The organism is Nocardia camponoti, from assembly GCF_014646135.1.
In the GTDB taxonomy this organism is placed as follows: Bacteria; Actinomycetota; Actinomycetes; order Mycobacteriales; family Mycobacteriaceae; genus Nocardia; species Nocardia camponoti.
The window spans coordinates 1,293,157-1,319,701 of sequence record NZ_BMMW01000001.1; the positions used below are offsets into that span (position 1 = coordinate 1,293,157).

At 66.1% G+C, this 26,545-nt stretch carries 23 protein-coding genes; 7 read left to right on the plus strand and 16 right to left on the minus strand.

Annotated features, from left to right (window positions below; genetic code table 11):
• Window positions 1-102 precede the first annotated feature (102 nt).
• On the minus strand, window positions 103-1,473 hold the full coding sequence (locus tag IEX78_RS05945; RefSeq protein ID WP_188827762.1) for an amidase: 1,371 nt from the start codon (window positions 1,471-1,473) through the stop codon (window positions 103-105).
• Window positions 1,470-2,114 carry a GntR family transcriptional regulator gene (locus IEX78_RS05950; protein WP_188827763.1) on the minus strand — a complete coding sequence of 215 codons (645 nt, stop codon included), beginning with the start codon at window positions 2,112-2,114 and terminating at the stop codon, window positions 1,470-1,472. Before IEX78_RS05950 ends, IEX78_RS05945 begins: the two co-directional genes overlap by 4 nt.
• Before the next feature lie 136 nt (window positions 2,115-2,250).
• Between IEX78_RS05950 and IEX78_RS05955 the strand changes: the two genes are divergently transcribed.
• Entirely contained in the window at window positions 2,251-3,225 is a 975-nt protein-coding gene (locus tag IEX78_RS05955; protein WP_188827764.1) for a bile acid:sodium symporter family protein, read from the plus strand.
• Between the two features lie 146 nt (window positions 3,226-3,371).
• On the opposite strand, the gene IEX78_RS05960 is transcribed toward IEX78_RS05955, so the two are convergent.
• Window positions 3,372-4,652 carry an MATE family efflux transporter gene (locus IEX78_RS05960; RefSeq protein WP_188828265.1) on the minus strand — a complete coding sequence of 427 codons (1,281 nt, stop codon included), beginning with the start codon at window positions 4,650-4,652 and terminating at the stop codon, window positions 3,372-3,374.
• A 363-nt stretch (window positions 4,653-5,015) separates the two neighbouring features.
• Between IEX78_RS05960 and IEX78_RS05965 the strand changes: the two genes are divergently transcribed.
• Window positions 5,016-6,485 carry an MFS transporter gene (locus IEX78_RS05965; protein ID WP_188827765.1) on the plus strand — a complete coding sequence of 490 codons (1,470 nt, stop codon included), beginning with the start codon at window positions 5,016-5,018 and terminating at the stop codon, window positions 6,483-6,485.
• 201 nt (window positions 6,486-6,686) lie between these two features.
• On the opposite strand, the gene IEX78_RS05970 is transcribed toward IEX78_RS05965, so the two are convergent.
• From IEX78_RS05970 to rimP, 7 genes are all read right to left on the minus strand, one after another.
• Window positions 6,687-7,691: a DHH family phosphoesterase gene (locus IEX78_RS05970; protein WP_188827766.1), complete on the minus strand. Its 1,005-nt coding sequence runs from the start codon at window positions 7,689-7,691 to the stop codon at window positions 6,687-6,689.
• A gap of 8 nt (window positions 7,692-7,699) precedes the next feature.
• On the minus strand, window positions 7,700-8,152 hold the full coding sequence (rbfA, locus tag IEX78_RS05975) for a 30S ribosome-binding factor RbfA (protein ID WP_188827767.1): 453 nt from the start codon (window positions 8,150-8,152) through the stop codon (window positions 7,700-7,702).
• A gap of 17 nt (window positions 8,153-8,169) precedes the next feature.
• On the minus strand, window positions 8,170-8,463 hold the full coding sequence (locus IEX78_RS05980) for a DUF503 domain-containing protein (protein WP_188828266.1): 294 nt from the start codon (window positions 8,461-8,463) through the stop codon (window positions 8,170-8,172).
• 93 nt (window positions 8,464-8,556) lie between these two features.
• Window positions 8,557-11,628 carry a translation initiation factor IF-2 gene (gene infB / locus IEX78_RS05985; protein ID WP_188827768.1) on the minus strand — a complete coding sequence of 1,024 codons (3,072 nt, stop codon included), beginning with the start codon at window positions 11,626-11,628 and terminating at the stop codon, window positions 8,557-8,559.
• A gap of 108 nt (window positions 11,629-11,736) precedes the next feature.
• Window positions 11,737-12,036 (minus strand): YlxR family protein, encoded by a 300-nt coding sequence (locus tag IEX78_RS05990; RefSeq protein WP_188827769.1) that lies wholly within the window; start codon window positions 12,034-12,036, stop codon window positions 11,737-11,739.
• A 37-nt stretch (window positions 12,037-12,073) separates the two neighbouring features.
• The gene (nusA, locus tag IEX78_RS05995) at window positions 12,074-13,099 is read right to left on the minus strand and encodes a transcription termination factor NusA (protein ID WP_188827770.1); all 1,026 of its coding nucleotides are present in this window, start codon (window positions 13,097-13,099) and stop codon (window positions 12,074-12,076) included.
• Complete coding sequence (gene rimP / locus IEX78_RS06000) at window positions 13,096-13,725, minus strand: ribosome maturation factor RimP (RefSeq protein ID WP_188827771.1); 630 nt, start codon at window positions 13,723-13,725, stop codon at window positions 13,096-13,098. The genes nusA and rimP overlap by 4 nt, the downstream gene beginning before the upstream one ends.
• A gap of 123 nt (window positions 13,726-13,848) precedes the next feature.
• On the opposite strand from rimP, the gene IEX78_RS06005 reads away from it, so the two are divergent.
• Window positions 13,849-14,511 carry a hypothetical protein gene (locus IEX78_RS06005; protein ID WP_229683733.1) on the plus strand — a complete coding sequence of 221 codons (663 nt, stop codon included), beginning with the start codon at window positions 13,849-13,851 and terminating at the stop codon, window positions 14,509-14,511.
• Window positions 14,508-14,939 carry a ferritin-like domain-containing protein gene (locus IEX78_RS06010; RefSeq protein WP_188827772.1) on the plus strand — a complete coding sequence of 144 codons (432 nt, stop codon included), beginning with the start codon at window positions 14,508-14,510 and terminating at the stop codon, window positions 14,937-14,939. Before IEX78_RS06005 ends, IEX78_RS06010 begins: the two co-directional genes overlap by 4 nt.
• A gap of 47 nt (window positions 14,940-14,986) precedes the next feature.
• Here IEX78_RS06010 and IEX78_RS06015 read toward each other — a convergent pair whose 3' ends face one another.
• Both IEX78_RS06015 and IEX78_RS06020 read right to left on the minus strand, forming a co-directional pair.
• On the minus strand, window positions 14,987-16,741 hold the full coding sequence (locus tag IEX78_RS06015; RefSeq protein WP_188827773.1) for an acyl-CoA dehydrogenase family protein: 1,755 nt from the start codon (window positions 16,739-16,741) through the stop codon (window positions 14,987-14,989).
• Window positions 16,742-16,907: 166 nt separating this feature from the next.
• Window positions 16,908-18,656, minus strand: a complete 1,749-nt coding sequence (locus tag IEX78_RS06020) for a proline--tRNA ligase (RefSeq protein ID WP_188827774.1) — start codon at window positions 18,654-18,656, stop codon at window positions 16,908-16,910.
• A gap of 59 nt (window positions 18,657-18,715) precedes the next feature.
• On the opposite strand from IEX78_RS06020, the gene yaaA reads away from it, so the two are divergent.
• Window positions 18,716-19,459, plus strand: coding sequence for a peroxide stress protein YaaA (gene yaaA, locus IEX78_RS06025; RefSeq protein ID WP_188827775.1), 744 nt, complete (start codon window positions 18,716-18,718; stop codon window positions 19,457-19,459).
• On the opposite strand, the gene IEX78_RS06030 is transcribed toward yaaA, so the two are convergent.
• On the minus strand, window positions 19,456-20,658 hold the full coding sequence (locus tag IEX78_RS06030; RefSeq protein ID WP_373291521.1) for a lipase family protein: 1,203 nt from the start codon (window positions 20,656-20,658) through the stop codon (window positions 19,456-19,458). The genes yaaA and IEX78_RS06030 overlap by 4 nt on opposite strands.
• A 130-nt stretch (window positions 20,659-20,788) precedes the next feature.
• A complete protein-coding gene (locus tag IEX78_RS06035) occupies window positions 20,789-21,181 on the minus strand; it encodes a VOC family protein (protein ID WP_188828269.1) in 393 nt (130 codons plus the stop codon).
• A gap of 40 nt (window positions 21,182-21,221) precedes the next feature.
• On the opposite strand from IEX78_RS06035, the gene IEX78_RS06040 reads away from it, so the two are divergent.
• Window positions 21,222-21,659 carry a PPOX class F420-dependent oxidoreductase gene (locus IEX78_RS06040; RefSeq protein WP_229683734.1) on the plus strand — a complete coding sequence of 146 codons (438 nt, stop codon included), beginning with the start codon at window positions 21,222-21,224 and terminating at the stop codon, window positions 21,657-21,659.
• Here IEX78_RS06040 and IEX78_RS06045 read toward each other — a convergent pair whose 3' ends face one another.
• Together IEX78_RS06045 and IEX78_RS06050 are read right to left on the minus strand one after the other, a co-directional pair.
• The gene (locus IEX78_RS06045) at window positions 21,660-23,159 is read right to left on the minus strand and encodes an APC family permease (RefSeq protein WP_188827776.1); all 1,500 of its coding nucleotides are present in this window, start codon (window positions 23,157-23,159) and stop codon (window positions 21,660-21,662) included.
• 148 nt (window positions 23,160-23,307) lie between these two features.
• Window positions 23,308-24,936: a PucR family transcriptional regulator gene (locus IEX78_RS06050; RefSeq protein ID WP_188827777.1), complete on the minus strand. Its 1,629-nt coding sequence runs from the start codon at window positions 24,934-24,936 to the stop codon at window positions 23,308-23,310.
• 110 nt (window positions 24,937-25,046) lie between these two features.
• Between IEX78_RS06050 and IEX78_RS06055 the strand changes: the two genes are divergently transcribed.
• On the plus strand, window positions 25,047-26,537 hold the full coding sequence (locus tag IEX78_RS06055) for a CoA-acylating methylmalonate-semialdehyde dehydrogenase (protein WP_188827778.1): 1,491 nt from the start codon (window positions 25,047-25,049) through the stop codon (window positions 26,535-26,537).
• Window positions 26,538-26,545: the final 8 nt, after the last annotated feature.

Below are 26,545 nucleotides of genomic sequence, written 5' to 3' on the forward strand. Positions count from 1 at the left end.
ACGAGCAGCACTGAAATTAGGGAGTGCGTATGACGGTCACCGACGTCCTAGATGTCGGATATGTAAAATTGTATTCTGTAGACAGATTGCCGTTGACGCACGCTAACCCGTGCATTGTTCGAGTTCGGCGGCGAAGGCCAGAGCGAGCCAATCCTGTTGTGGCGCAGCGATAATCTGCACCGAGAGCGGCCATCCTTCGCTGCTCAGCCCCACCGGCAACGACACCACTGGCGCGCCGGTAAGCGACACCGCGCGGCACTGAGCCATGAGTTCCCAACCGCCGGAAAGGGTTCCGTCGATGTCGAGCTGACCGTCGGGATCACACGCCGGACCACCCGCGACGGGGAGCAGGACGATGTCGTGGTTGGCGAAAATGCCGAGTGCTTGTCGCTGGATCGTACGAGCGACTGCTTCGGCTTCATAGAGTTCAAAAGTGGTTGCACGGACCGAGTTTTCGATCGTCGCGCGATTCTGTGCGGTGATCAGATGTTCACGGCCGGCGATCGCGGCGAGGTGGTCACGCATCGGGTCCACGTCACGCAGGCGGTTATAAGCCGGGAGGCAGTCGGCGAAGAGCACGCGGTGCTCGGTGACCTGATGTCCGTTGCTAGCCAGCCGGGCAGCGAGGTCAGTGAGGAGCGCGGTCACTTCCTTGCGCACCGGCCCCAACGCGCTGCCGTCGCTCCATGCGATGCGCAACGGTGTGGTGCCTCGTGCTGGGGCGGGCCCCGCGAGGATCTCGAAAACCAGCGCGAGGTCGCGCACGGAACGGGCCAGCGGGCCGATCGTTTGCACCCAACCCTGCATGCCGGTCGGCGCGGAAGCACCGGTCATATCGCCTGCGGCACCGGGCAATTGGCCCTGTTGCGCGAGTCGTCCTGCCGTTGGCCGAAGGGACGTAATGCCAACGCACTGCGCGGGCCACCGCAGCGAGCCGCCGAAGTCGGTGCCGATGCCGAGCGCGCTTACACCCGCTGCCAGCGCGGCCGCTTCGCCGCCACTCGACCCGCCCGGCGAGCGGTCGGGGTAGCGCGGGTTGCCTGTCGTGCCGAGCAGCGGACTCGAGCAGGTGGTGCCAAACGCGAACTCGGGGCAGTTGGTTTTGCCGATCACGATCGCGTCGGCGGCGATGAGCCGCGCGACGACCGGTGCGGTGACGGCGGCGATGTTGTCGGCGAACGCTCGCGAGGCGGCGGTTGCCTTAATGCCGGCGACCGCGATCACGTCCTTCACCGTCATCGGCACCCCGGCCAGCGGGCCTAGCCGCTCCCCTGCGGCGCGTCTGCGGTCGATTTCGGCGGCGTCCTGTTCCGCCCGCGCCCAGTTCTCGGTGACGAGGGCGTTGTGTTTATCGCCTAGGTCGTGCGCGTTCGCGAGGACTTCGGTCGCGGTTCGCGTCCCGTCTTGGACGCTGGCCGCGATGGATGTCGCATCATCGAGCCCGGAATTGAGCTGGGCGAGAACAGAATTCATCGGGTGCGGTTCAGGTAGTCGCGTTCGCCATGTTCGTCGAAGTCCTTGATGATGCGTTCCTTGTCGCCGGAACGGAGGCTCGCGAGCAGGCGTTCGTGGCGTTCACAGCCGCGCGCGAGGTCGCCCGCTGACTTGGCTTCAGTCGCCAAGTTCGCCGCCATCGACACCTGCATTTGCCCCATCAACGCTCGGTAGGAATCGAGGAGCCGACTGTGGCCGGTTGCCGCGACAACGCCAAGGTGAAAGTCGACATTCGCCTGGACAACGCCGGGGTGATCGTTCGCGGCAGCAGCCTCGCGCATCCGATCCATGACCTCGTCGAGCGGGGCGAAGACGGTCGCGTCGTAGTTGGCGACGATCAGGTCGAGCGCGAACAGCTCAAGCGTGCGTCGCAAGCTGTAGATTTCCTCAACGTCGCGGTCGGTCATCTCGACCACCCGATAGCCCCGTCGCGGCGTCTGCTTCAGCAGCCCTTCGCTCTCGAGGATGCGCAGCGCCTCGCGCAGCGGCGGTCGCGAGATCTCCAACTGCTCGGCCAGCGGCGGTTCGTGCACACGCGCGCCGGGTGGCAACTGACCGGTGACGATCAACTGCCGCACATCGGCGGCGGCCATCGCGACAAGGCTCTCCTGAACGACCATGAATTTAGACTACTGTCTACAAAAGTCATCCCGCCATGTCGCGCCAACCTTTACAGGTGATTAACTTAGCTGGGACGCAAATTGTCTACAGTAGACGTTCTTGCTCTGATGAAGGCTGGTGATCACGATCCGTTCTTTGCGAAGTCTGTTCGGGTGGCTCGACCCGTTCGTCGCGCTGCTGCTCGCGACACTGGTCGTCGCCGCGCTCGCGCCGCCCGTCGGTACTTACGCGACGGCGCTCGGCGAGGTGCGCTGGGCGATCATCGCCATCGTCTTTTTCGTGGCGGGGCTGCGGATATCCCCGACCGCAACGTTGAACGGGTTGCGCGACTGGCGGTTACACGGAACCACGCTGGGGCTCACGTTCGTCGCGTTTCCGGTGGTCGCGGGGCTGGTCGCGCTGGCAACCGCACCCCTCGTCGGTACTGAACTCACCACCGGGCTGCTGTTTCTCGGCGCGTTGCCATCGGTGGTGCAGACCTCGGTGACGTTTGTTTCGATGGCACGCGGCAACACCGCGGCTGCCGTGTGCGCGGCGTCGATTTCGAACCTGGCTGGGGTTGTTGTCACGCCGCTGCTCGTGTTGCTGCTGATCGGTTCGTATGCGGGGATCGGGCTTGGCCAGGTTGTCGCGGTGCTGACCCAGATCCTTGTGCCGTTCGCGATTGGTCAGGCGTTGCATGGTCGTCTTGGGGGGTGGGCCGCGCGGCACGCCGTCGCGGTGCGGTGGGTGGATCGCGGTGCGGTGCTGTTGATCGTCTACTCCGCGTTTGGCGCTGCCGTCGCGGGTGGGGTGTGGCAGCGGCTGCCGGTTAGCCAGCTCGTTGTGGTTGGCGTGTGCTGCGCGACGTTGCTCGCTGTCGCGTTGACGGTGAGCTACTTCGGTTCCGGCGCACTGGGATTCGCGCGGGAAGAGCGCGCGGTGATCACGTTTTGCGGGTCGGAGAAGAGCCTCACGACGGGGTTGCCGATGTCGACGATCCTGTTCAGCGCGAGCCTTGCGGGGGTGGTGATTGTGCCGGTGATCATCTATCACCAACTGCAACTCATCGCGTGCTCGCTAATTGCGCGGAAGTTGGGTGATCGGGTGGAGTCGCCGGTGATCGCCTGAGCCGCCGCCCACGCGGCCTCGCAGCGGCGCTCGTCTCCGGCGACTGCCTGACCTGCGGCCCGCGCGGGGTTTCCGCGACGACGCTCGTCAGACGGCTGCCGTGCGGACTGCCATTGACTGCCGCCCATCAGGTTCGCGACCAGTGCTCACACTCCGACGCGCGCCCATCGACCCGAGTACGCACGCCACACCACCGCGACCAAACGGACCAGCATGAAGGCGACCAATCCCGTCCAGATGCCCGCTACTCCCCAGTCGAAAATGAGCGACAACCAGATCAGGGGCAGGAAGCCGCCCAGTGCGGCGATGAGGGTGGTTGTGCGGAGGAACGCCGCGTCACCCGCGCCGAGCAGCACGCCATCCAAGGCGAAGACCGCGCCCGCGACCGGGATCATCGCGACGAAGAACCACCAGATCACGTGGACGCGGTTGAGGACCTGGGCGTCGTCGGTAAACAGCAGCGGGATCGCGTGGTAGCCGAGGGCGAGGATGGCGGCGAGCCCGATCGCGAACATTTCCGACCACTGGGTCACCTGGCGGGCGATCGCCTTGGCCACCTTCGCTTTGCCCGCGCCGAGCGCCGAGCCGACGAGGGTTTGGGCCGCGATGGCGAGCGAGTCCAAGGTGAGCGCGAGGGTGTTCCACAGTTGCAGCACGAGCTGATGTGCGGCGACCGACGCGGCACCAAAGCGCGCGGCCACTGCCGCCGCCGAGAGGAAGCAGGCTTGGAAGCTCAGGCTGCGGACGATGAGGTCGCGGCCGAGGACGAGCTGCGCGCGGATGATCGACGGCTGCGGTTTCAGCGAAACCGGTTCCCGCACAAGGGCATACACGAAGAATCCGCCGCTGATGAGCTGGCCAATCAGGTTCGCCACAGCCGAGCCAACAAGCTCCATGCGCGGCGCGCCGAGCAGCCCGTACACGAGCACGGGACAGAGCACCGCTGAGGTCGCGAGGCCCGCGACCACGTACAGCAACGGTCGCCGCACGTCTTGCACACCGCGCATCCAGCCGTTGCCTGCCATCGAAATCAAGATCAACGGCACGCCGAAGAGTGCGACGCGAACCCAGCGCAGGGCTTCGGCGGCGATGTCGTCGCCGCCAGCGATCGCGGCGCAGAGTGGTCCGGCGAACGCCTGGACGACCGCGACAATCCCGAGCCCAACAACCACCGCCAACCAGGTGGCTTGCACACCCTCGGCGACCGCCCCCGCCCGATCCCCCCTGCCGTGCCGACGCGACGAGCGAGCGGTTGTCCCGTAGGAAAGGAACGTGAGCTGCGTGCTGACCGACCCGAGAATCACCGCCCCGACCGCGAGCCCGGCGAGGGCCAGCACACCGAGTCGCCCGACGATCGCGATGTCAAAGAGCAGGTAGATCGGCTCGGCGAGCAGCGCGCCGAGCGTCGGCACGGCGAGCCCCAGCATCCGCCGAGGCCCAACGTGCGCTTGCACCCCGTTTTCGTTGGTCACGCGTGCCCCCGTCCGCTCTCGCAAGAAACCGATCAAGATCACCAGGCTCTCACGCCACGAAACGTCGAGAAGGAAAATCCCTCAGCGCCTGATGGGCGTGCGTCCAGTATCGCCGTTCGCCGCGTGTCGGGGGCCGACGCGCCGAAGTCCCACATGGTGAGCACGCTCTGATGGCGAAAGCCACTCGCGCGATGCCGCCACAGCAGCGTGGTGATCAACTGTCCAGCTTGACCAACCGCCGCGGAAGCTCGGAATCGGTGGACGCATGCCGCGCGGGTAGCCATACTGGTCGCTCGCCCAACTTGTGATCGGATCCACATGACTTTCCTCAACCGATGGCGCGTCATTATCGCGTTCGCGCTGGTCGGGGCCGCGACTCAGCTGCTGTGGCTCACGTACGCGCCGGTCACGACCGTGGCGGCCGAGCATTTCGGCGTGAGCGAGTCGGCGATCGGGTGGCTCGCGAATATGTTCCCGCTGCTCTATGTGGTGCTCGCGATCCCTGCTGGGCTCGCGCTTGACCGCTGGTTCCGACCGAGTCTGCTCGCGGGCGCGATCCTCACCGCGATCGGCGCTGACCTGCGACTGCTTCACGACAGTTTCGCGGCCATCCTCGCTGGTCAGACCGTCATCGCGGTCGCGCAACCGCTCGTACTTAACGCCATCGTCGGCGTCGCTGGCCGCTACCTCGATGTGAAGGATCGACCAACGGGCATCGCGGTCGGCACAGCGAGCACGTTCGCCGGAATGGCGGCGGCATTCGTGTTGGGCGCGATCTTCCCCAACCCGACCCAACTCACCACGCTCACCGCAATCGGCGCGGTCTTCGCGACCGTCGCGGCCTTCGCCCTCGCTATCGAACTACGCCGCCCCGCACGGGTTGGCGCCGTACTTCCCCACGAAGCCACCTCGCTGGGCAATGCGGCTCCACACGCCACACCCGCGCAACTCAGCGCTCCTAGCAAAGCCTTCCCACTCGACGCACCGGGCGAGGCCTCTCCACTCGCACCCCGCGAAGCCGCGCCGCTCGTATCACCGGACCAAGCGCTCACCACAGCGGTCCAACCCGCCGCGCCGGGCGAGGCCTCTCCACTCGCACCGGGCGAAGCCGCGCCGCTCGACGCACCGGGCGAAGCCGCCCCGCTCGGAGCACCGGGCGAAGCGCTCACCACAGCGGTCCAACCCGCCGCGCCGGGCAGCGCTTCCTCACTCACGACACTCCGCGCGACCCTCGCCGACCCCTACGTGCGCAAGCTCTGCGCCACCGCGTTCTTCCCCTTCGGCGCGTTCGTCGCGCTCGCTACCTTCGGGCAAGCGCTGCTTGAACCTGCGGGCGTGAGTGCGAGTGCCGCGAGCGTGGTGTTGCTTCTCAACGTGCTCGCCGGGGTGATCGGGTGCGCGGTGGTGCCGGTCGTTGTGTTCCGGCGCGACGTCGAGATTAAAGCGATCGTGGCTGGCCTCGCGGCGAGCGCGCTTGCGTGTGTCCTCGTCGCGGCGGTGCCCGGCCTGCTGACAAGCTGCGCGGCGTTCGTGCTGCTCGGCATCGCACTGCTCCCAGCGTTGCCGATCGCGTTGAGCCTGGCTGAACGCCACACCGGCGAAGCCGAGGGCACGGCTGCGGGCCTGATCTGGCTGACGGGCAACCTGGGCGGCCTCCTCGTCGCCGCAGCGACCGGCGCCCTAGTCGACCACCCCGCCGCCGCTTTCACCCTGTGCGGATTAGCCGCAGCTTTAGGCATCCCCTTCGCACTATCCCTGCGCCGCCCACACGCACTCGCCCGCCCCTGACCCGCGACACACACCGCAGCCCGGCGCCCTAACCTGCACCGTCCGCGAGCATGCACGCCAAGCGCCCTCCCCTGGACCACACCTGCCGAGTCGACGTCGACGCGGCGTGCACGGCCCAGCGCCGGGCCCGCGAGCGTGCACGCCAAGTTCCTCCCCTGCCCACAACTCCTGAGTCGCCGTGGCTTCTCTCCCCGCCACAAACTAATTTCCCAGCGCCGCAATCAAATTCGCTACGACCTCGTCCGCCGACCCATACGTCGTGTACCCAGCGGCGAAGCGGTGACCTCCGCCGCCGAACTTGCTCGCCACCGCCGACACATCAACGCCGTCAGCTAAACCAGGTGCTGAATCGCGGGAGCGCAGGGACACCGTCCACCGATCATGTTGCGCGCGAGCCTGTTTGAAGACCGCGGCGATGCCAGCCTCGTGCGTCGTGCGGATCACGTCGATCACGCTTTCCACTTCTTCCGGACCAACCTCATGCGTGTCCGCGGCCCGCACCACCGCGTACACCAGGCCGACTCCCGCTGCTTCGGGGACAACTGTGGCCGTGGAAAGCACCGTCGACAGCATCGGCAACCACGCGAACGGGTGCGTGTCGAGCAGCACGCGGGTGATCTCCCCACCGTCAATTCCGGTGGCCAACAAGCGTTCAGCCAACGCGTGGCTGCCCGGCCGAGCCCAGCGGAACGAGCCCGTGTCGGTGACGAGGCCCGCGAAAAGGCAATGGGCGATGTCGGCGTCGATCGGCTCGCCCCACGCATCGAGCAGGCGGGTAACCAATTCCGTTGTGGAAGCGGCGGATTCGTCGATCAGGTCGACAGTCCCGAAACCCTCGTTGGCCCGATGATGGTCGATCACCAACACCGAAGCGGCCCCGCCAAGGCGATCCGCAAGCGCGCCAAGGCGATTGCGCGCCCCACAGTCGACAACGATCAACAGGTCAACTTCATGCGGCACCCGCGCGGGCGAAACAGCAAACTGCCCGCCTGGCAGCGTACGCAGCGAGGCGGGCAGTTCAGCTGGTTCGGCAAACGACACCGTGACCGGAACACCACGTCGAGAAAACACCAGCGCTAGCGCGAGCGCGCTTCCGAACGTGTCGGCATCGGGCTGCACATGGCACAGCACCGTGACCGAGTTCGCCGACGCGCACAAACCAACAGCGGCGTCGGGCACCTTGTGCTCGACACGTGTTCCGGTCATCGGATCAACTACTCTCCGTCAGCCTCATCATCACGATCGGTCTTGTACGGATCAGCATCGCCCGCGTGCGTCGCGTTCGCGGCCACCTTGGCGACCTCGTCATCAATTTGACGCGCCCGCGCGAGCAACTCTTCCATCTCGCGCGCCACCTCGGGCACCTTATCCAAGGAGAAGGCGAGCGTAGGCGTGAACTTCACACCCGTGCCAGCGCCCACCTTCGATCGCAGGATGCCGCGCGCTTTATCCAAGCCCGCCGCCGCTTCCGCATAATCGGGTTCGGCGTCGATGGTGGGGCCCATGACCGTGTAATACACCGTCGCCTCACGCAGGTCGCCAGTCACCTTCGCATCGGTGACGGTGACGTAGCGCAGTCGCGGATCTTTAATCTCATATTCGATCGCAGTAGCGACGATCGCCGAAATCCGCTTGGCGAGTCGGCGTGCCCTGGCCTGATCAACCATGGGTCTGTCCTCCTCTTCTAGTCTTCGGGTCCGAAGATCCGACGGCGTACTGCCAGCAACTCTATCTCTGGTCGAGCGGCGACGTGCCGCTCGCATTTATCGAGCACCTCATTGAGGTGGCTCGGTTCGGCACTGACCATCACGACGCCGAGCAACGCTCGACGGTGGAGGTCCTGGTCGCCTGCTTCGGCGGCGTTCACGGCGAACCGTTTCGTCAGTTCAGCCAGGATCGGTCGGATTACCGATCGTTTTTCTTTCAGCGAATGAACGTCGCCGAGGAGCAGGTCGAATTCGAGCGCACCGATATACAGCGGTTTCCTCCTGGGAGTGGGGGGTGAGAATACGGCCACACGCCGCACCCGAGCGAAGTCGGATGCGGCGTGTGAAACCGTGCTACGTGAAACCTAGTCGCGCGGCTTTTCCCGGAGCTCGTAGGCCTCGATGATGTCGCCTTCCTTGATGTCTGCGTAGGTGACGGTCATACCGCACTCGAAACCTTCGCGGACCTCGGTGGCGTCGTCCTTCTCCCGCTTGAGCGAGGAGATGGACATCGTCTCGGCGATGACGCGACCGTCGCGGAGCAGGCGCGCCTTGGCGTTGCGCTTGACCGAACCGGACGTGACCATGCAACCGGCGATGTTGCCGATCTTGGACGAACGGAAGATCGCACGGATCTCCGCGCGGCCCAGCTCGACCTCTTCGTAGACCGGCTTGAGCATGCCCTTGAGGGCCTTCTCAATCTCGTCGATGGCCTGGTAGATCACCGAGTAGTACCGGATGTCGACGCCCTCACGGTTGGCAAGCTCAGTGGCCTTGCCTTCCGCGCGAACGTTGAAGCCGATGATGATCGCGTTCGATGCCGACGCCAGGTTGACGTTGGTCTCGGTGACGCCACCGACACCACGGTCGATGACGCGCAGGCGCACCTCGTCGTCGATCTCGATGCCGAGCAGGGCCTCTTCGAGGGCCTCGACGGTACCGGAGTTGTCGCCCTTGAGGATCAGGTTGAGCTCCGAAGTTTCCTTCAGCGCTGCATCGAGATCTTCGAGGCTGATCCGCTTGCGGCTGCGCGCTGCCAGGGCGTTGCGCTTGCGAGCGTTGCGACGATCGGCGATCTGACGGGCGATGCGGTCTTCCTCGACAACGATGAGGTTGTCGCCAGCGCCGGGCACCGACGTGAAGCCGACGACCTGCACCGGGCGCGACGGCGACGCCGCGTGGACGTCTTCGCCGTGCTCGTCGACCATGCGACGGACACGACCGTAAGCGTCGCCCGCCACGATCGAATCACCGACGCGCAGCGTGCCGCGCTGGATGAGCACGGTGGCAACCGGGCCACGGCCACGGTCGAGGTGCGCCTCAATGGCGACACCCTGTGCGTCCATGTCGGGGTTGGCCCGCAGGTCGAGCGAGGCATCCGCGGTCAGCAGCACTGCTTCGAGCAGCGCGTCGATGTTGGTGCCTTCACGCGCGGAGATGTTGACGAACATCGTGTCGCCGCCGTACTCCTCGGTGACAAGACCGTATTCGGTCAGCTGCTGACGGACCTTGTCCGGGTTAGCGCCTTCCTTATCAATCTTGTTGACCGCCACGACAATTGGCACGTCGGCCGCCTGTGCGTGGTTGATCGCCTCGACCGTCTGCGGCATAACGCCGTCGTCGGCAGCGACAACGAGGATCGCGATATCGGTGGCCTTCGCACCACGGGCACGCATGGCGGTGAACGCCTCGTGACCCGGGGTGTCGATGAAGGTGATGAGTCGCTCTTCGTCGTTGAGGTTGGTGAGCACCTGGTAGGCACCGATGTGCTGCGTGATGCCGCCAGCTTCGCCCTCACGGACGTTCGCCTTACGGATCGTGTCGAGCAGTCGGGTCTTACCGTGGTCGACGTGGCCCATGACGGTCACGACCGGCGGACGCTGCTCGAGGTCGTCCTCGCCACCGGCGTCTTCGCCGTAGGTGAGGTCGAACGACGACAACAGTTCGCGGTCTTCGTCTTCGGGGCTGACGACCTGCACGACGTAGTTCATCTCGCCGCCGAGCAGCTCGAGGGTCTCGTCGTTCACCGACTGAGTCGCGGTGACCATTTCGCCAAGGTTGAACAGCGCCTGGACGAGAGCGGCCGGGTTCGCGTCGATCTTCTCAGCGAAGTCCGAAAGCGAAGCGCCACGGGCGAGGCGGATGACCTCACCGTTGCCGCGCGGCAGCCGCACGCCACCGACGGCGGGCGCCTGCATGTTCTCGTATTCAGCGCGCTTCGCCCGCTTCGACTTACGACCACGACGCGGGGCACCACCGGGACGACCGAACGCGCCTGCGGCACCGCCACGGCCACCGGGACCACCGGGACGACCGCCGCCGCCACCGGGACGACCACGGAAGCCACCGGCCGCGGGAGCGCCCGCACCTGCACCAGCGCCACCGGCACCGGGAGCACCGCCACCGCCGCCGCGGTAGCCACCGCCACCGCCGCCACCGGGACGACCGGCACCGGGAGCGCCGCCGGGACGACCGCCGCCACCGGGACGACCACCGGCCGCGGGGCCGGGACGTGCGGAACGCTGCGGCATCGCACCCGGGTTGGGGCGAGGAGGCATCGAGCCGGGGCTAGGACGCGGGCCACCCTGACCGGGTGCGGGACGGGGACCGCCCTGACCGGCTGCGGCGGGACGCTGACCACCCTGGCCCTGACCGGGACGGGGACCGCCCTGGCCGGGAGCCGGACGGGGACCGCCCTGACCCGGCGTGGGGCGAGGACCGCCCTGACCGGGGGTAGGACGCTGACCGCCCTGAGCGGCCGGACGCGGCGCGGGACGCTCGCGATCGGGCGCCGAGCTGAACGGGTTGTTGCCAACACGCGGGGTCTTGGGACCGGGCTTCGGGCCGGGACCTGCCGGACGAGCACCCGGAGCGCCACCAGCGGCGGGCTGACCCGGACGCGCGCCAGCGGCCGGCGTGGCCGGACGCGAAGCACCCGGCATCGGGCGCGGGCCCGGTGCGGTGGGCTTGGTTGCCGGAGCCTGAGCGGCCGGAGCGGCGGGAGCGGCAGGCGCTGCCGGAGCAGGACGCGGTGCCGGGGTGGGACGCGCGTCGGTGGATTCCACCTTGGGCGCGGCCGGGGTTGCCGACGCGGCGGGCGCGACAGGTGCCGCAGGAGCGGCCGGGGCCGCAGGTGCCGGAGTCGGACGCGGGCCGGGACGGGGACCGCCCGGGGTGGGCTTGGCGCCGGTTGCACCCGGACGCGGGGCCGACGACGGGCCGGGACGGGCCGGGCTACCACTGGCAGCCGGCTTCGCATCTGCCGCGGGTGCGGACTTGGATGCGAGGGATTCACGCAGACGACGCGCGACGGGTGCTTCCACCGTCGACGACGCCGACTTCACGAACTCGCCTTGCTCCTTGAGCTTCGCGAGTAGTTCTTTGGACGTGACACCGAGTTCTTTTGCCAACTCGTGCACGCGGGCCTTGCCTGCCACTGCTCTCCTCACTGAGAGGCCGAGCAGCGCCACCGTGTAAGGGGCGGTGGCCCGCACGACCTCGGGTTATCTCCGATGGACGTTCATCGTTGGTGCTTCACGGTGTGCTCATGAGTGCTCGTGCCTGTTCTCGAGGTACTGCGCCAGGGCTGAGATATCCAGATGTCCGGACACTCGTAGGGCTCTGCCGAATGCTCGGCGCCGCTCTGCGGAGCTCAGACAAGCTGAAACGGGGTGCAGCCAGGCACCCCGTCCGGGAAGTCTGCGCCGCGGGTCTGCAACCAGGGCATTGCCCTGTGCCACGATCCGCAACAGATCGGCAGACGGCTCACGCTTACGGCATCCGATACACGTTCGAACGGATTGCGCGGGCCGGTCCGCTGTCCACTCTACCGGTGACCCGGCCATAACGACGAACCCCTCCCCTGCCGAAGTTACGAACATGTCATCCGGCGGTTCCCGAGCGGACAGATTCGCCCGCGTCGCCAGCCGCGTCGCTGCGGATATCGATACGCCAACCGGTCAATCGAGCGGCCAAGCGGGCGTTCTGGCCTTCCTTGCCAATCGCGAGCGAAAGCTGGAAGTCGGGGACGATCACGCGGGCAGCGCGGGCTTCGGGGTCGACGACGGTGACCGAAACCACCTTCGACGGCGACAGCGCGTTGCCGACGAAGGTCGCCGGGTCCTCGTCGAAGTCGATGATGTCGATCTTCTCGCCAGCGAGCTCGCTCATCACGTTGCGCACGCGCTGACCCATCGGGCCGATGCACGCGCCCTTAGCGTTGACGCCGGGCACGGTCGAGCGGACCGCGATCTTGGACCGGTGTCCCGACTCGCGCGCGACGGCGACGATCTCGACCGACCCGTCGGCGATCTCGGGCACCTCAAGCGCGAACAGTCGACGCACCAGGTTGGGGTGGGTGCGCGACAGCTGCACCTGCGGGCCACGCGGGCCGCGCGAGACGCCGTAGACATACGCCTTGATGCGGTCGCCGTGCTCGTAGGTTTCGCCGGGCACCTGCTCGGCGGGCGGGATCAGACCCTCGACGCCGTTGGCTTCGCTGCCGATGCGCACGACGACAACGCCGCGCGCGTTCGCACGGGCGTCGCGCTGGATGACGCCGCCGACGATGTCGCCTTCATGGGTGGCGAACTCGCCGAACGACTTCTCGTTCTCGGCGTCACGCAACCGCTGCAACACGACCTGACGTGCGGTCGTCGCCGCGATACGGCCGAAACCCTCAGGGGTGTCGTCCCATTCGGAGATCAGGTTGCCGTCGGCGTCGAGCTCACGCGCCATCACGCGAACGACACCGGTCTTCTGGTTGATGTCGATGCGCGCGTTGGGCTCGTGGCCTTCGGTGTGCCGGTAGGCGGTGAGCAGCGCCGATTCAATCGCCGAGATCACGGTCTCGATCGAGATGCCCTTATCGGCGACAATCGCCCGCAAGGCTTCGATTTCAATATTCATTCCGCAACCCCTTCGGTGTCGCTGCTGTCACTACTGTCGCTGCTGAGGTCGGCGGGGGTTTCGCCCGGCACAGGTCGGCCGGGGGCGATACCGCCCGCGAGTTCGAGTTCCGCCGCGCCCGGGGTGCTGAACTCGACCTGCACCACCGCGTTGGCGATGCCAGCGAGGGGCACGTGGATGCGATGGGGCTTGACTTTGCCGCCCAAGACGAGCGCGACAGTGTCTTCGGTTTCGCCGAGCGCGCCAACCCGCGCTTCGAACTTGGCTTTGCCTTCGGGGCGATCGGCGTCGGGGTGCAGGGTCACGCGCACCTTGCGGCCCCGTGCGCGGCGCCAGTGGCCCGGCTTGGTCAGGGGCCGGTCGACGCCGGGGGTCGTCACCTCAAGCAGGTAGGCGCTTTCGCCGAAATCGTTTGCGGCGTCGAGGATTTCCGACATGTCGCGACTCAGTTCGGCGATGGTGTCGAGGGGAACGGGACTGTCGCTGTCGACGGTCACTTTCACCCGAACCGGCGCGAGCTCATCTTTGCCAGCGGCCGCGATCGCGACGCCCTCAAGGTCGAATCCCCGGCGTGCGACGAGCTCAGCGACAAGCTGGCTCACCCTTTCCTCGGTCGGCATCGGCATATGGGCGGCTCCTGGTTCAGTTGTGACGCGATCGGAAACTTCTACGCCGAAGGTCTAGCGTAACGCGCTCAGAGAGTGTAAAGGACCGAGCGACGGTCGACGCGCACCGGACAGGTGAGTGTCGTGAAGTTTGTCGCCGTGCGGTGCGCTCGCTTCGCCGCAGAAGCGCCGCCGACCTCGTCGTATTCGCGTATCCGCGTGCGGGGGACGAGAGCGGTGCGCCTCGTCTGGCACGATGGGTCCGTGCCTCTACGCGATCCCGCCCCGCCCGTCATCGGGCGACCGCTCGGTCTCTCGTCGCTGCCACGACGCGGCGCGTTGCGACTTTTCGGCGCGAGCGCGATCGGCGTTCCCGTTGTTGTCGCGTTGAGTGCGTGCGCCGAGGACGACTCGATCCACGCACCGGATCCGCTTGCGGCGCAAGAACTTCGGGCCCGCGCTGATGCCGCCGCCGCCACTGCCGCGATCGCGACGGCACCTCAGTCACAAGCCGCGCTCACCACCATCGCGACCGAACGCACCGCGCACGCTGATGCGCTGCGTGCCGAAATCGAGCGAGTGATTGGCGTCTACGGCGACGGGACAACTCCCGTGCACCGCACCGCGGCACCGTCGCCGACCGAAACCCCAAGCGCGCCACCAACTGTGGCGAGTTTGCGCATGCAGTTGACGGCGTCGGGCCAGCAGGCCGTCGACACCGCGCGCGGCCAAAACGGTTATCGCGCAGCACTTTTGGCGTCGATTAGCGCTTCGTGCGCCACCCAGGCAGGAGTTCTGCTCGCATGACCGACCAGCGAACGGCACTGCAAAACGCCCTCGACGCCGAATACGCCGCCGTTTACGCGTACGGGGTGATCGCCGCGTACGCGAATGCCGACCGGGCCGCGTTGGTGCGCGAGTTCAGCGCGGCGCACCGGGCGCGACGCGACGCGACGATCGAACTGATGGACGTCAAGGGCGCGCCCGAATCGGCTGCCGCCGCGTACGTGCCCCCGTTCCCCGTCGACGACCCGATCCCGGCCGCACACCTGGCCGTCGCGGCCGAAAGCGATTGCGCGACAGCGTGGTACACGGTAGTTGAGCAGGCGGTTGACGAGCCGGTGCGGGTCGCGGCGACGACGGCGCTCACCGAATGCGCGATTCGGCGTGCGCGTTGGCAGAGCATTTTGGGCGTGAACCCGCCGACCGTCGCATTCCCTGGACGCGAGGCGTAGCGCGGGCGCACCCCGGCCGACGCAAGTCGACCGAGGTGCCCGAGCGGCTACGGGCGCATCGCGTATGCGCCGTCGAGTGACTGCACCTGCTCCCACACGCGGGTGAAGCGGTCGGGGTCGGCGACCGGGCTGCGCAGTGCGCCAATTGCCCACTCGCGCTGCGCCTCGGTCACCGAACTCTTGCCGAGCAGTGCGGTGGCGTAGGTGTTGAAGTCGCGGATCTGGAAGTCGAAGATCTGGGCGACGAGGTCGCGGTCCAGGCCGATGAGCTCCGCCTGCTCCAGGATCAGCTGGCCGTACACCACCGTGGAGAACAGGTGGCCGATGGTTAGCATGAAGTCCAAGTCCTTCTGCTGAGCGGCGTCGGGCGCTGCGGTGAGCAACAGCGTGCGCAGCGCTTGGGCCTGCTCGTAGAAGCGCGCGACGTTCGGGATGTCGGTCGCTGCTTCGTACGGGGCGGTCCAGTCGGCGAACTGCACCTTGCTCGCACCGCGCGCGGGGCCCTGTGCCCAGAAGAACTCCTGATCGCCAGCGCCGAGTTCGGTGCCGATTGCCGGGTACTCCTTGGGGTTGAACAGGTAGTTCGGCATGAACTTGAGGATCTGGCCCACGTTCACGTGCACGGTGCCTTCGAGGCGCGGCAGGTGGTTGATGTAGCGCGACGCCTGGGCGAAGTAGGTGTTCTTCTCAAAACCCTTGGCGGCCAACACATCAAGGAGCAGAGTCATCGCGATCTCGCCCTCGGTTGTCACCTTCGACTTGGTCATCGGGTTGAAAAGCAGGTAGCGACGGTCGTCGAGGGAGGCGTTGCGGAAGTAATCGACGGCACGGTCGCTGAACGCCTTCATCGCGATGAGGCGGGCGTAGGCGTCGACGAAGTTGCCGCGCACGTGACCGAAGTCGGTGACCGGGTTGCCGTAGAGGATGCGGTTGTTGGCGTGGGTGATGGCCTCAAACAGCGAGTGCTCGACCATGCCGATGCTGCCGTGGCAGAGGTTGAACTTGCCAACGTTGACGGTGTTGAGCGCGGCCGAAAACGCTTCTGGCCCTTCATGAAGCACGTCGGCGGCGGTGACCGGGTAGTTGTCGAGCTTGAAGTGGCTCACATACATCTGACCGTGGATCACGGATTCGACGAGGTGGTAGTTGTCGTGACGGCTGTCGGCGGCGAACCAGACGTAGCCGTCGGCACCTTCGACGTCGGCGCGTCGCGAGAACACCGAAACCATCGACGCCACGTTGCCGTTGCCGATGTAGTACTTCTCGCCGCTGGCGCGGAACAGGATGCCCGCTTCGGCGTCGGCGCTGCCCGGTTCGGTCGGGGTGAGGATGAGGTCGGTGTTGTAGATGTCGGCGCCGTGGCTTTGCTCCGATAGCGCAAACGCCATGACCTGACCGTCTTCGAGGTCGGCGGCGGCTTTGCGCTTGGCGGTTTCGTTGGCGCTCTGCCAGATCGGGCCGAGGCCAAGGATGGTGACCTGCTCGGCGTACCAGTACGCGAGGCCGTAGAAGCCAAGGATTTCCGACAGCGCCGCGTTGCGGGCGGCGTCCCAGCGCTTGTTCTCATCGCCATCGGCGTAGGCGGCGGGCGTCAGGAACGTCGCGAACAACTTCTCTTTGCCAGCGAAGTCGATGAAGTCCTGGGTCCAGACAGCGGCCCGATCCTCACTCAGCAGCTGCGCTTTACCTTTGGACTCAAAGAACTCAATGGTCGCTTTGAGCAGCCGCCGAGTCTCGGCGTCAAAGTGCTGCGGGTCGTAGGTAGCGGGATTGAGGAGCAGTGGCCGCGTCGAACTTGTCATGGATCAAAACTATCAGCGCCCCGAACCCGCCCGCCCCCATCCACCGTTTTGACCAGCACCTTTGGTTACGTAGCCGTAGGTCCGGCACTGCCCACGCCTCCGTCGCGTGAGCGAAAAAAAATGCCGCACCCCGGTGGGGCACGGCATTTTGTGGACTTCCGGCTCGCTATCCGCGAATCTTCGCGACAACCGTCGCTACCGCGTCGGCGGCCGGGATTTCTTCTGCCTCGCCCGTCGCGCGGTTGCGCAGTTCCACCTTGCCGTCGGCCCAACCCCGGCCGATCACCAAAATCCACGGCATGCCGAGGAGTTCGGCGTCCTTGAACTTCACGCCCGGGGACGCGGTGCGGTCGTCGAACAGCACCTCAAGGCCCTGCTTGTCCAAACCAGCGGCAACCTCTTCCGCGCCTTCGCGTGCCGCCGCGTCCTTGTTCGCGATCACCACGTGCACGTCGAACGGGGCGACCTCAGCGGGCCAGCGCAGGCCCTTTTCGTCGTGGGTCTGCTCGGCGAGCACCGCGACCATGCGCGAAACGCCGATGCCGTACGAACCCATCGTCAGGCGAACGGGCTTGCCGTTCTCGCCGAGTACATCGACGTCGAACGCGTCGGTGTACTTGCGGCCAAGCTGGAAGATGTGGCCGATCTCGATGCCGCGCGCGGAAACAAGCGGGCCAGCGCCGTCGGGCGACAGGTCGCCGTCGCGAACCTCGGCGGCCTCAATGGTGCCGTCGGGGGTGAAATCGCGACCAGCGACCAGCCCAACAACGTGCTTGCCCTCGATGTCGGCACCGGTGATCCATGATGTGCCATCGACAACGCGGGGGTCGACGAGGTAGCGAATCCCGTTGGCCTGCAACGCCTTCGGCCCGATGTAACCCTTCACGAGGAACGGGTTGGCGGCGAAGTCGGCGTCGGTCAGCAACTCAACCTCGGCCGGTTCAACCGACGCACCGAGGCGCTTCTCATCGACCTCACGGTCACCGGGGATGCCGATGCCAAGGATCTCGGTCTTGCCGTCGGGGTGGCGCAACTTCACGATCACGTTCTTGAGCGTGTCGGCGGCAGTCACGCGACGGCCAAGGATGTCGGCACCGTTGGCCCACGCGACGAGCGAAGCGATCGTCGGGGTGTTTTCGGTGTCGTAGACAACGGCGTCGGGCTGCCCGTCGATCGCGATCGGCTCGGGCCGCGCGGTGACGACCGCTTCGACGTTGGCCGCGTACCCGGACTCAACGCAGCGCACATAGGTGTCTTCACCAACGGGGCTCTCGGCGAGGAATTCCTCCGACGCCGACCCACCCATCGCGCCCGACGTCGCGGCGACGATCACGTACTGCACACCAAGCCGATCGAAAATCGCCTGGTAGGCCTTGCGGTGCGTGGCGTAGGAGTCGGCGAGTCCCTCGTCGGTGAGGTCGAAGGAGTACGAATCCTTCATCACGAACTCGCGCCCACGCAGGATGCCAGCGCGGGGACGTTCCTCGTCGCGGTACTTGGTCTGAATCTGGTACAGCGTGACCGGCAGATCCTTGTACGAGTTGTACTCACCCTTCACGGTGAGCGCGAACAGCTCTTCGTGAGTGGGCCCGAGCAGGTAGTCGCCACCCTTGCGGTCCTTGAGCCGGAATAGACCGTCGCCGTATTCGGTCCACCGGTTGGTTGTCTCGTACGGTTCGCGCGGCAGCAGCGCGGGCAGCGAGATCTCCTGCGCGCCGGTCGCGTCCATTTCCTCGCGCACCACGTCTTCGATCTTGCGCAGCGTGCGCAGACCGAGCGGCAACCACGAGTACACGCCGGGGGCGATGCGACGGACGTAGCCGGCGCGCACCAGGAGTTTGTGGCTGGGCACCTCGGCGTCGGCGGGATCGTCACGCAGGGTGCGCAGGAACAGGCGGGAGAGGCGGGTGATCACGAATGCACAGGGTAGTCCCTGGTCGGTAGGGTGCCGCAAGCCATATACCGTTGACGATCGTGCTGGTGCTGCTTCCTCCTTCCGAAACCAAGTCCGACGGCGGCACAGGCGGCCCACTCGACTTAGCTGATTTGGCGATGCCGCAGCTCAGCGCGGTGCGCGACAAGCTGATCACCGAGGTGGTCACCCTCGCGGCAAACCCCACGCAAGCGGCGAAAGTGCTCGCGTTAGGCAAGGGCGCTGACGCGGAAATCGCCCGCGACGCGACCCTGCGCACCTCGCCGACGCGCCCCGCGCTTGAGCGTTACACCGGTGTCCTCTACGACGCGCTCGACGCCGCGTCGTTCACCAAACCGCAGCGGGCGAAGGCGTACGCGCGGCTCGGGATCGGCTCCGCCCTGTTCGGCGCGGTGCGCGCGAGCGACCCGATCCCGGCTTATCGCCTCTCCGGCGGAACGAAACTGCCTGGGCTGCCGACACTTTCGGCCATCTGGCGCGACGTGCTGCCCGACGCGCTCTACGCCGAAGCGGCGGGCGAACTGGTGATCGACCTGCGCTCAGGCACCTACCAGCAGTTAGGTCGGGTACCCGGGGCGATCACCGCGAACGTGCTGACCGAGCACCCCGACGGGTCACGCACCGTGGTGAGCCATTTCAACAAGCATCACAAGGGCCTGCTCGCCCGCGCGTTAGTGCTCACGCGGGCCGAGCCAACCGATATCCGCGCCGTCGCTCGGGTCGCGACCAAAGCGGGACTGCGCACCGAAATCGCCTCCGACACTGAATTGTTGATTATCACTTAGCAATTCGACGGTGCGGGCTGACCGTTGAGTCGCGCGTCAATCCACGTCATCGCCATCGGCAACCCAAGCACTGCCGCCGTGAGGTGGTCGGGCACCGGCGTCTCAAACGTCGTCACCGCCGCGCCAGCTTCGCACCACCGGCGCGTCGTGTCGCGGATCGCGCCGATCGGAATGAGCCCGTCAATCGGCGAATGCCATTCGAAGACAGGCATTTTCGGTGCGCCGTCATACAGCGACAGACTGTTCTCCTCGACCACGGCGCGCGCCTGCTTGTCGGCGATCATCGACGTCGACGCCGCGAATTCGCCGATGCCGTGCCCGGCACCGGTCGACAGAATATCGTTCGTGCACGCGTTGCGAATCGCATCGCGGGCGGCGATGCCCCGCGCGTTCATCTGATCGCTGATCGGGAACCGGTCAGGGTACTCACGTTCCAGCCCGATGCCGGCGGCGAGCGCGAGCCCGAACACCGGATGCGAACCAAAACCCAAGCCTTCCAACATCGCTACGAGATTCATCGGCACGCCACCCATCGCGGCACCGGCGATTTCCACGTCGGGCGCGTAGGTGGGTTGCAACGCGGCGGCCCACGCGGTCGCCATGCCGCCGCCGGAGTAACCAGCCATCGCGACACGCGAACCAGCGACGCGCAATTCGTCGACTTTGCGGATAGCACGCACCCCATCGAGGGTGATCTGGCCGCCCAATTTGGCCGCGCCATAAGCGAAGTTGGGGCCGAGGTGGTCGGGTAGCGCCATCGTCCAGCCGCGTCGCAACGCGACATTCCAGAACACCGACTCGCGCACCATCAGGTTCGGGTCGGCGGTGTAGAGCACCTTCGACACCGAACACTGATTGCCGAGCCCGTTGATGATGTGCTGATACGACAGCACGGGCGCGTCGGGCGCGTGGTTATTCGGTTGCAGCACAGTCGTTGTCGCCGCGATCGGCTTGCCTTCGGAACTGGTTGAGCGGAACCGAATGAGCGTGACGGTGGTGTCGGGGAACGTCGCGAGGGCGGGCATCGGACGCACGGCGAGTACGTCGCCTGGTTGGTAGGACGCGATGTCGGCCGGTTGGGCATAGAACGGGTCGGGATCCGGCTCGGGGTACAGCGGTGCCGCGCTGCCAACCGCGACGGGCAGCATCGTGAGCACGGCCGCTGCCGCGATGAAAGCCCGCATAGGACGCCAGCTCATGAATGTTCCTCCCGATCTTGCGATATCGGGAGCAATACTCGCCGGTAGGCAAACACCTCACGACGGTTTTGTAAACAACTGATATCAAGTCACAAAGAAACGGCAATCCCCTTGTGCATGCCCGCGACTTTCAGGGCTTGACGGGCGCGACCAATTGCAACAGGTTTCCGCACGTGTCGTCGAGCACCGCGGTGACAACCGGTCCCATGACCGTGGGCGGCTGTTGGAACCGCACGCCGAGGATTTCCAACCGGCGGTGTTCTTCCTCGACGTCGTCGACCGCAAGGGACATCACCGGAATACCTTCGGCATACAGCGCGGTTTTGTACGCCTTGGCCGCCGGGTGCTGGTCGGGCTCAAGGAGCAACTGCGTGCCGTTGACGTCGGCGGGCGAGACGACGGTGACCCAGTCGTAAGCACCAAGCGGCACTTTATCTTTCAATACGAAGCCAAGGGTGTCGATATAAAACCCTTCGGCTTTGGCCTGATCGTCGACAAACACGCTGGTAACCCCGATGCGGATCATGCGAGGACAATAACGCGGGGCACCGACACATCTGGGAATGCGCGATGCCGACGTGGTGTTGCCCACGGGCATGACAGAACTCTCCCCGGAGCTCAAGGCCTACCTCGACGAGTCGAACGTCTACGCCGTCGTCGCCACGATTGGCAAAAACGGTCAGCCTCATCAAACGGTGGTGTGGATCAAACGCGACGGCGACGACCTGCTCTATTCAACGACCGTCTCGCGCGCCCAAGCGAAGAATCTCGTGCGTGACCCGCGTATTTCGGTGTTGGTGAACCCGCCGGACCGACCGTTTTTGTACGCGGAGATTGTCGGCACCGCCACGCTGACGCCCGACCCGGAACGGGCTCTGCCCAACGAACTTTCGCTGCGCTACACCGGGTTGCCGTATGCGGAGTTCAACCCGGCTTCGGTCAACGACGCCGATCGCGTGATCGTGCGGATCACGCCAGATCGGGTCCTCGGTCGCCTGTAGTTAGCGCTCGTGCGATTCTTCCAACACCGTCCTGCCTAGCAGCGCGTACCGCTCGGGTGCGCGCTGCTTCAAGTACTGCGCGTAGGCGAAGCCTGCGATCGCGATCACCGCGACGATCCACGGAGTTGCCCGCAGCACAAACGAATCCGCTTCCGCGCCTGCCGCGGTGTCCATGTTGAAGATCAACAACGCGACCACGCCGAGCATCGCGACGCCGCCGATGAGCGGGGCGAGGAACGTCGCGAACCAGTGCCGACTTTCGGGGTGATGGTTGCGGAAGTACACGAGCACCGCGAACGAACAGGTGGCTTGGACAACAAGGATCGCGGCGGTGCCGAGGATCGCGAGCAGCGTGTAGGTGCCCGCGTACGGATCCTTGCCCGCGAGGCCGAACGCGAGCAACAGCAGCCCGGCGAACACCGTCTGGACCAGACCCGCGATGTGCGGCGAGCCGTGGGCGGCGTGCGTGCGACCGATCGTGCGCTTGAGCGCGGGAACGACACCTTCGCGACCGAGTGCGTAGAGGTAGCGCGCCGCGCAGTTGTGGAACGCCATGCCGCACGCGAGCGACCCGGTGACCATCAGCCACTGCATCGCGACAACGGCCCACTGCCCGACGTAGTGCTCGGTCGGGTTGAAGAACAGGTCGGCCGGGCTCGCTGACGACGCGAGCGCCATCGACCCGTCAAGCCCGTTGCCGAGGATCGCCATCCACGAAACGAAAACGTAGAACACGCCGACGCCGAGGACAGCGAGCATGGTCGCCTTCGGGATGATGCGCTTCGGGTCGCGCGACTCTTCGCCATACATCGCCGTCGATTCGAACCCGACCCATGACCAGAACGCGAAGAACAGACCGAGCCCAGCAGAGACACCGGTGAACGCGTTGACCGGATTGATCGGATCAAGCGAAAAGCCATCGGGCCCACCGCCGTTCAGCGCGACTGCGACACCCATCACGGCGAGCACCGCCACTTCGGTGACCAGCAGCACGATGAGAATCTTCTCCGCGACCGCGACACCAAACCACGTGCCGAACGCGTTGATCGCGAGCATCAGGATCGCGAACACCCACCACGGCACGGTGACCCCGAACTGATCACCGACGGTGTTAGTCGCGAAACTGGAGAAAATGCCGATCAGCGAGGGTTCGAACACCATGTACGCGAACGCGGCGAGCACCCCCGCCGACAGCCCGACGCGCCTGCCGAGCCCGTGGGAAATGAAGCCGTAGAACGCGCCGGTCGCGGTGATATGACGCGACATCGCGGTGAAGCCGACCGAGAACACCGCGAGCACGATCATCGCAATGATGAACGCGGCCGGGGTGCCGATCCCGCTGCCCGACGAGACCATGAACGGGACGTTGCCGGTCATCGCGGTGATCGGCGCCGCGGTGGCGACGGCCATGAAAACCACGCCGAGCAGACCGACCGCGTTGGGCTTGAGCCGGGATACTCCGTCGCCCGGCGGCGCGCTAATGGGTGTTGTCGATTCCATCCGAACTCCCTCATCGTTGGTCACTTGACCTGGTGAGGATTGTCGGGTCGCCAATATTGCGCCGACGTGAAACGGGGTTACCGCTAGAGCACAAACATGTGACGTAGGTCTCATCTTTGACAGACCGATGAGCCTCGTCGCCGCCGATTTACAGTTTGTCGGCCCCGGTCAGTTCCCGAATCAGCAACGCGGTGTGCAGCGAGGTGCGCGATTCGCCGTCATCAAGATCAACGGCGAGGATGCGCTCGATGCGCGCGAGCCGGTCATAGAGGGTTGGCCTACTGATCTTGAGGATCCGCGCCAGCTCCGTCTTGTTGCCCGCCAAGTCAAGAAAGCGGCGGAGCGTGCCGGTGAGGTCGGCGGCGTGGCGAATGTCGTAGCGCAACAAGGCGCTTAGCTCCGTTTCGGCGAAACTCTGGACGCCCGGTTCGTCGCGGATCAGCGAGAGCAAACCACGCAGGCGAATGTCCGCGCTGCGGAAGAACATTCGATCGGGACCGCCAGCGAGTGACCGCGCGACCGACGCCACGCTCGCCGCCGCGACCAGCTCACGCGCCGCGTCGAGAAGCGAGTCCGAGTCCGCGCCAACGCCAATCACCGCGCGACGCACGCCGTCGACGCGACGTAGTTCGGCGAGGACGGTCGCGCAGACGCGGTCGAGTTGATCGTCCACATCGCGCCCAGGCGACATCGCCAACACAATCGCAATGCGCTCGGTCCCCCGCTGTTCGGTTGCCGTTGGCGTCGCCAGTTCCGTCGCGCTCAGGGCCGACGCGCTGGCGAGGCCGAGTCCGTGGGTCACGGCGTCGACGATGGCGAGGGAATGCCGTTGGGCCGCAACGGGATCCGACGGAGCGGTCGTTGTTTCGATCTCGACGGCCAGTGGCACGTATCGGGCGCGGCGCGCGAGACCGAGGGCGGCGGCTCGTGCTTGCGCGTCGCGTTCGTTGGTGACGCGACCTTCGATGAGGTCGGCGATGAGCCCTGTTTGGGCGCGACGGTGCAGGCCGAAGCGGTCGGTGTCGATCATCCGATGCAGCGTGAGCGTTTGCGCGGCGCGTTCGAGCACCATCCTCGCGCGCGGGGTGTGGACACGTTCGGAGCGCAGGATCAGGCGGCCCCAGCGTTGGGTGTGTGGCCCGACGGCGACGACGTGATCGCCTTCGGGCAACATCCGCGATCGCGACTCCCAGTTGTCGAGTAGCGACGACGAGCTGGTGTGCCGAGCGGTCGCGGCGAGCACCCGATGGGCGAGGTCTTCCAGGACAACCGACGCGTCAAGCATGCTCGCCGCGGTCCGCACGATTTCGGCGAGCGCGGCCCTTCGCACGCTCAGCTCGGTGAAGGTTTCGTGCACGGTGCGGGCGAATTCGAGTTCGGCGTACTGGTCGGCGACGATCACCCGATGCACCGCTTCGGTGATTTCCACGAAGCGCGTGACACGATGCAGCGCGATCACCGGCAGGCCAAGTTCGCGCGCGGTGTCGGCGACAACCGGTCCCAATTCGCTGACGTAGGAACCTAATTCGACAACAAGTCCGGCAACGCCCGCATCAGCGAGGGAACGCAGGTACCGTTCCCGCGCGGACTCTGGCGCGGCGAGTGCCTGTCCGGTGGTGAGGATCAGTTCCGCCCCGACGAGCACGTTCGCGATGTCGGCCTGGTCGCTGACATGGACCCAGCGCACCGCGCGGTCGAGGTTGACCCCGCTCACGATTTCGGGCTCGCCCGCCTGCACGACCGGGGTCGCTACGACGTCAGCAACGGTGAGGAGCATCGACAGATCGTAATATCAAAGCGCGATTTTCGTACACTTCGTCGGTCGCGCGATAGGTTGGCGTCACGCAAGGTAGAGACACCTATCCCCCTGCGCGAATCGAGGACTCCATGCAGCTGATCGGCCACTGGATCGACGGCAAAGCGGTCACCGGCACTTCCGAGGCCACCGCACCCGTCACCAACCCCGCCAGCGGTGAAGTCACCGGTCAGGTCGCCCTCGCCGACGTGGCCGACACCCGCGCCGCGATCGACGCCGCCGCCATCGCGTTCGCGCAGTGGCGCGACACCTCGCTCACCAAGCGCACGCAGGTGCTTTTCCGATTCCGTGAACTGCTCAATGAGCGCAAGGAAGAACTCGCGGCCGTGATCACCGCCGAGCACGGCAAGGTCGCCGCTGATGCGCTCGGGGAGGTCACGCGCGGGCTTGAGGTTGTCGAATTCGCTTGCGGCATCCCGCATTTGCTCAAGGGATCGTTCACCGAGAACGCGTCGACCGATGTCGACATCTACTCGATCCGGCAGCCGGTCGGGCCGGTCGCGATTATCGCGCCGTTCAACTTCCCCGCGATGGTGCCAATGTGGTTCTTCCCCTTGGCCATTGGCGCGGGCAACACAGTGGTGTTGAAGCCGAGCGAGAAGGACCCGTCGGCGGCGCTGTGGTTGGCGCGGTTGTGGCAGGAGGCCGGGCTGCCCGACGGCGTGTTCAACGTGGTGCAGGGCGACAAGACCGCCGTCGATGAGTTGCTCGACAATCCGGCCATCAAGGCGGTGTCGTTTGTCGGGTCGACGCCGATCGCGAAGTACGTCTACCAGCGTGGCACGGCGGCGGGCAAGCGGGTGCAGGCGCTTGGCGGCGCGAAGAACCACATGGTCGTACTCCCCGACGCCGACCTCGATCTGGCCGCCGATGCCGCCGTCAACGCGGGTTTCGGGTCGGCGGGCGAGCGGTGCATGGCAATCAGCGTTGTTGTCGCCGTTGGCGATATCGCCGACGAATTGGTTGGCAAGATCGCGGACCGGGCGTCGAGCATCGTGACCGGCGTTGGCACGTCCGGCGCGGACATGGGCCCGCTCATCACCCGCGCGCATCGCGATCGTGTCGCCGAATACATCGACGCGGGCGAGGCGGCGGGCGCGACGGTGACCCTCGATGGGCGCGACCTCACCGTCGAAGGCGCGCCGGACGGATTCTGGCTTGGCCCAACGATTCTCGACAACGTCACGCCGGAGATGAGCGTGTACACCGAGGAAATCTTCGGCCCCGTGCTGTCGGTGGTACGCGCCGACACCTATGAGGAGGCCGTCGCGTTGATCAACGCCAACCGCTACGGCAACGGCACCGCGATCTTCACCAACGACGGTGGCGCGGCGCGCCGGTTCCATCACGAGGTGGAGGTCGGGATGGTCGGCATCAACGTGCCTATCCCAGTTCCGATGGCCTACTTCAGTTTTGGCGGATGGAAGAGTTCACTGTTTGGTGACGCACACGCGCACGGCACCGACGGCGTGCAGTTCTTCACCCGCACGAAAGCCATCACAACGCGCTGGCTTGACCCGAGTCATGGTGGACTCGAACTCGGCTTCCCCCAGAACAAGTGACAAGGAGT

What these genes read in the sequence shown, in the direction of transcription:
- IEX78_RS05945 (WP_188827762.1), bottom strand. Translation starts at nt 1,473, where the DNA reads ATGAATTCTGTTCTCGCCCAGCTCAATTCCGGGCTCGATGATGCGACA.
- IEX78_RS05950 (WP_188827763.1), bottom strand. Translation starts at nt 2,114, where the DNA reads ATGGTCGTTCAGGAGAGCCTTGTCGCGATGGCCGCCGCCGATGTGCGG.
- IEX78_RS05960 (WP_188828265.1), bottom strand. Translation starts at nt 4,652, where the DNA reads ATGCTGGGGCTCGCCGTGCCGACGCTCGGCGCGCTGCTCGCCGAGCCG.
- IEX78_RS05965 (WP_188827765.1), top strand. Translation starts at nt 5,016, where the DNA reads ATGACTTTCCTCAACCGATGGCGCGTCATTATCGCGTTCGCGCTGGTC.
- IEX78_RS05970 (WP_188827766.1), bottom strand. Translation starts at nt 7,691, where the DNA reads ATGACCGGAACACGTGTCGAGCACAAGGTGCCCGACGCCGCTGTTGGT.
- rbfA (WP_188827767.1), bottom strand. Translation starts at nt 8,152, where the DNA reads ATGGTTGATCAGGCCAGGGCACGCCGACTCGCCAAGCGGATTTCGGCG.
- IEX78_RS05990 (WP_188827769.1), bottom strand. Translation starts at nt 12,036, where the DNA reads ATGGCCGGGTCACCGGTAGAGTGGACAGCGGACCGGCCCGCGCAATCC.
- nusA (WP_188827770.1), bottom strand. Translation starts at nt 13,099, where the DNA reads ATGAATATTGAAATCGAAGCCTTGCGGGCGATTGTCGCCGATAAGGGC.
- rimP (WP_188827771.1), bottom strand. Translation starts at nt 13,725, where the DNA reads ATGCCGATGCCGACCGAGGAAAGGGTGAGCCAGCTTGTCGCTGAGCTC.
- IEX78_RS06010 (WP_188827772.1), top strand. Translation starts at nt 14,508, where the DNA reads ATGACCGACCAGCGAACGGCACTGCAAAACGCCCTCGACGCCGAATAC.
- IEX78_RS06015 (WP_188827773.1), bottom strand. Translation starts at nt 16,741, where the DNA reads ATGACAAGTTCGACGCGGCCACTGCTCCTCAATCCCGCTACCTACGAC.
- IEX78_RS06030 (WP_373291521.1), bottom strand. Translation starts at nt 20,658, where the DNA reads ATGAGCTGGCGTCCTATGCGGGCTTTCATCGCGGCAGCGGCCGTGCTC.
- IEX78_RS06040 (WP_229683734.1), top strand. Translation starts at nt 21,222, where the DNA reads ATGCGCGATGCCGACGTGGTGTTGCCCACGGGCATGACAGAACTCTCC.
- IEX78_RS06045 (WP_188827776.1), bottom strand. Translation starts at nt 23,159, where the DNA reads ATGGAATCGACAACACCCATTAGCGCGCCGCCGGGCGACGGAGTATCC.
- IEX78_RS06050 (WP_188827777.1), bottom strand. Translation starts at nt 24,936, where the DNA reads ATGCTCCTCACCGTTGCTGACGTCGTAGCGACCCCGGTCGTGCAGGCG.
- IEX78_RS06055 (WP_188827778.1), top strand. Translation starts at nt 25,047, where the DNA reads ATGCAGCTGATCGGCCACTGGATCGACGGCAAAGCGGTCACCGGCACT.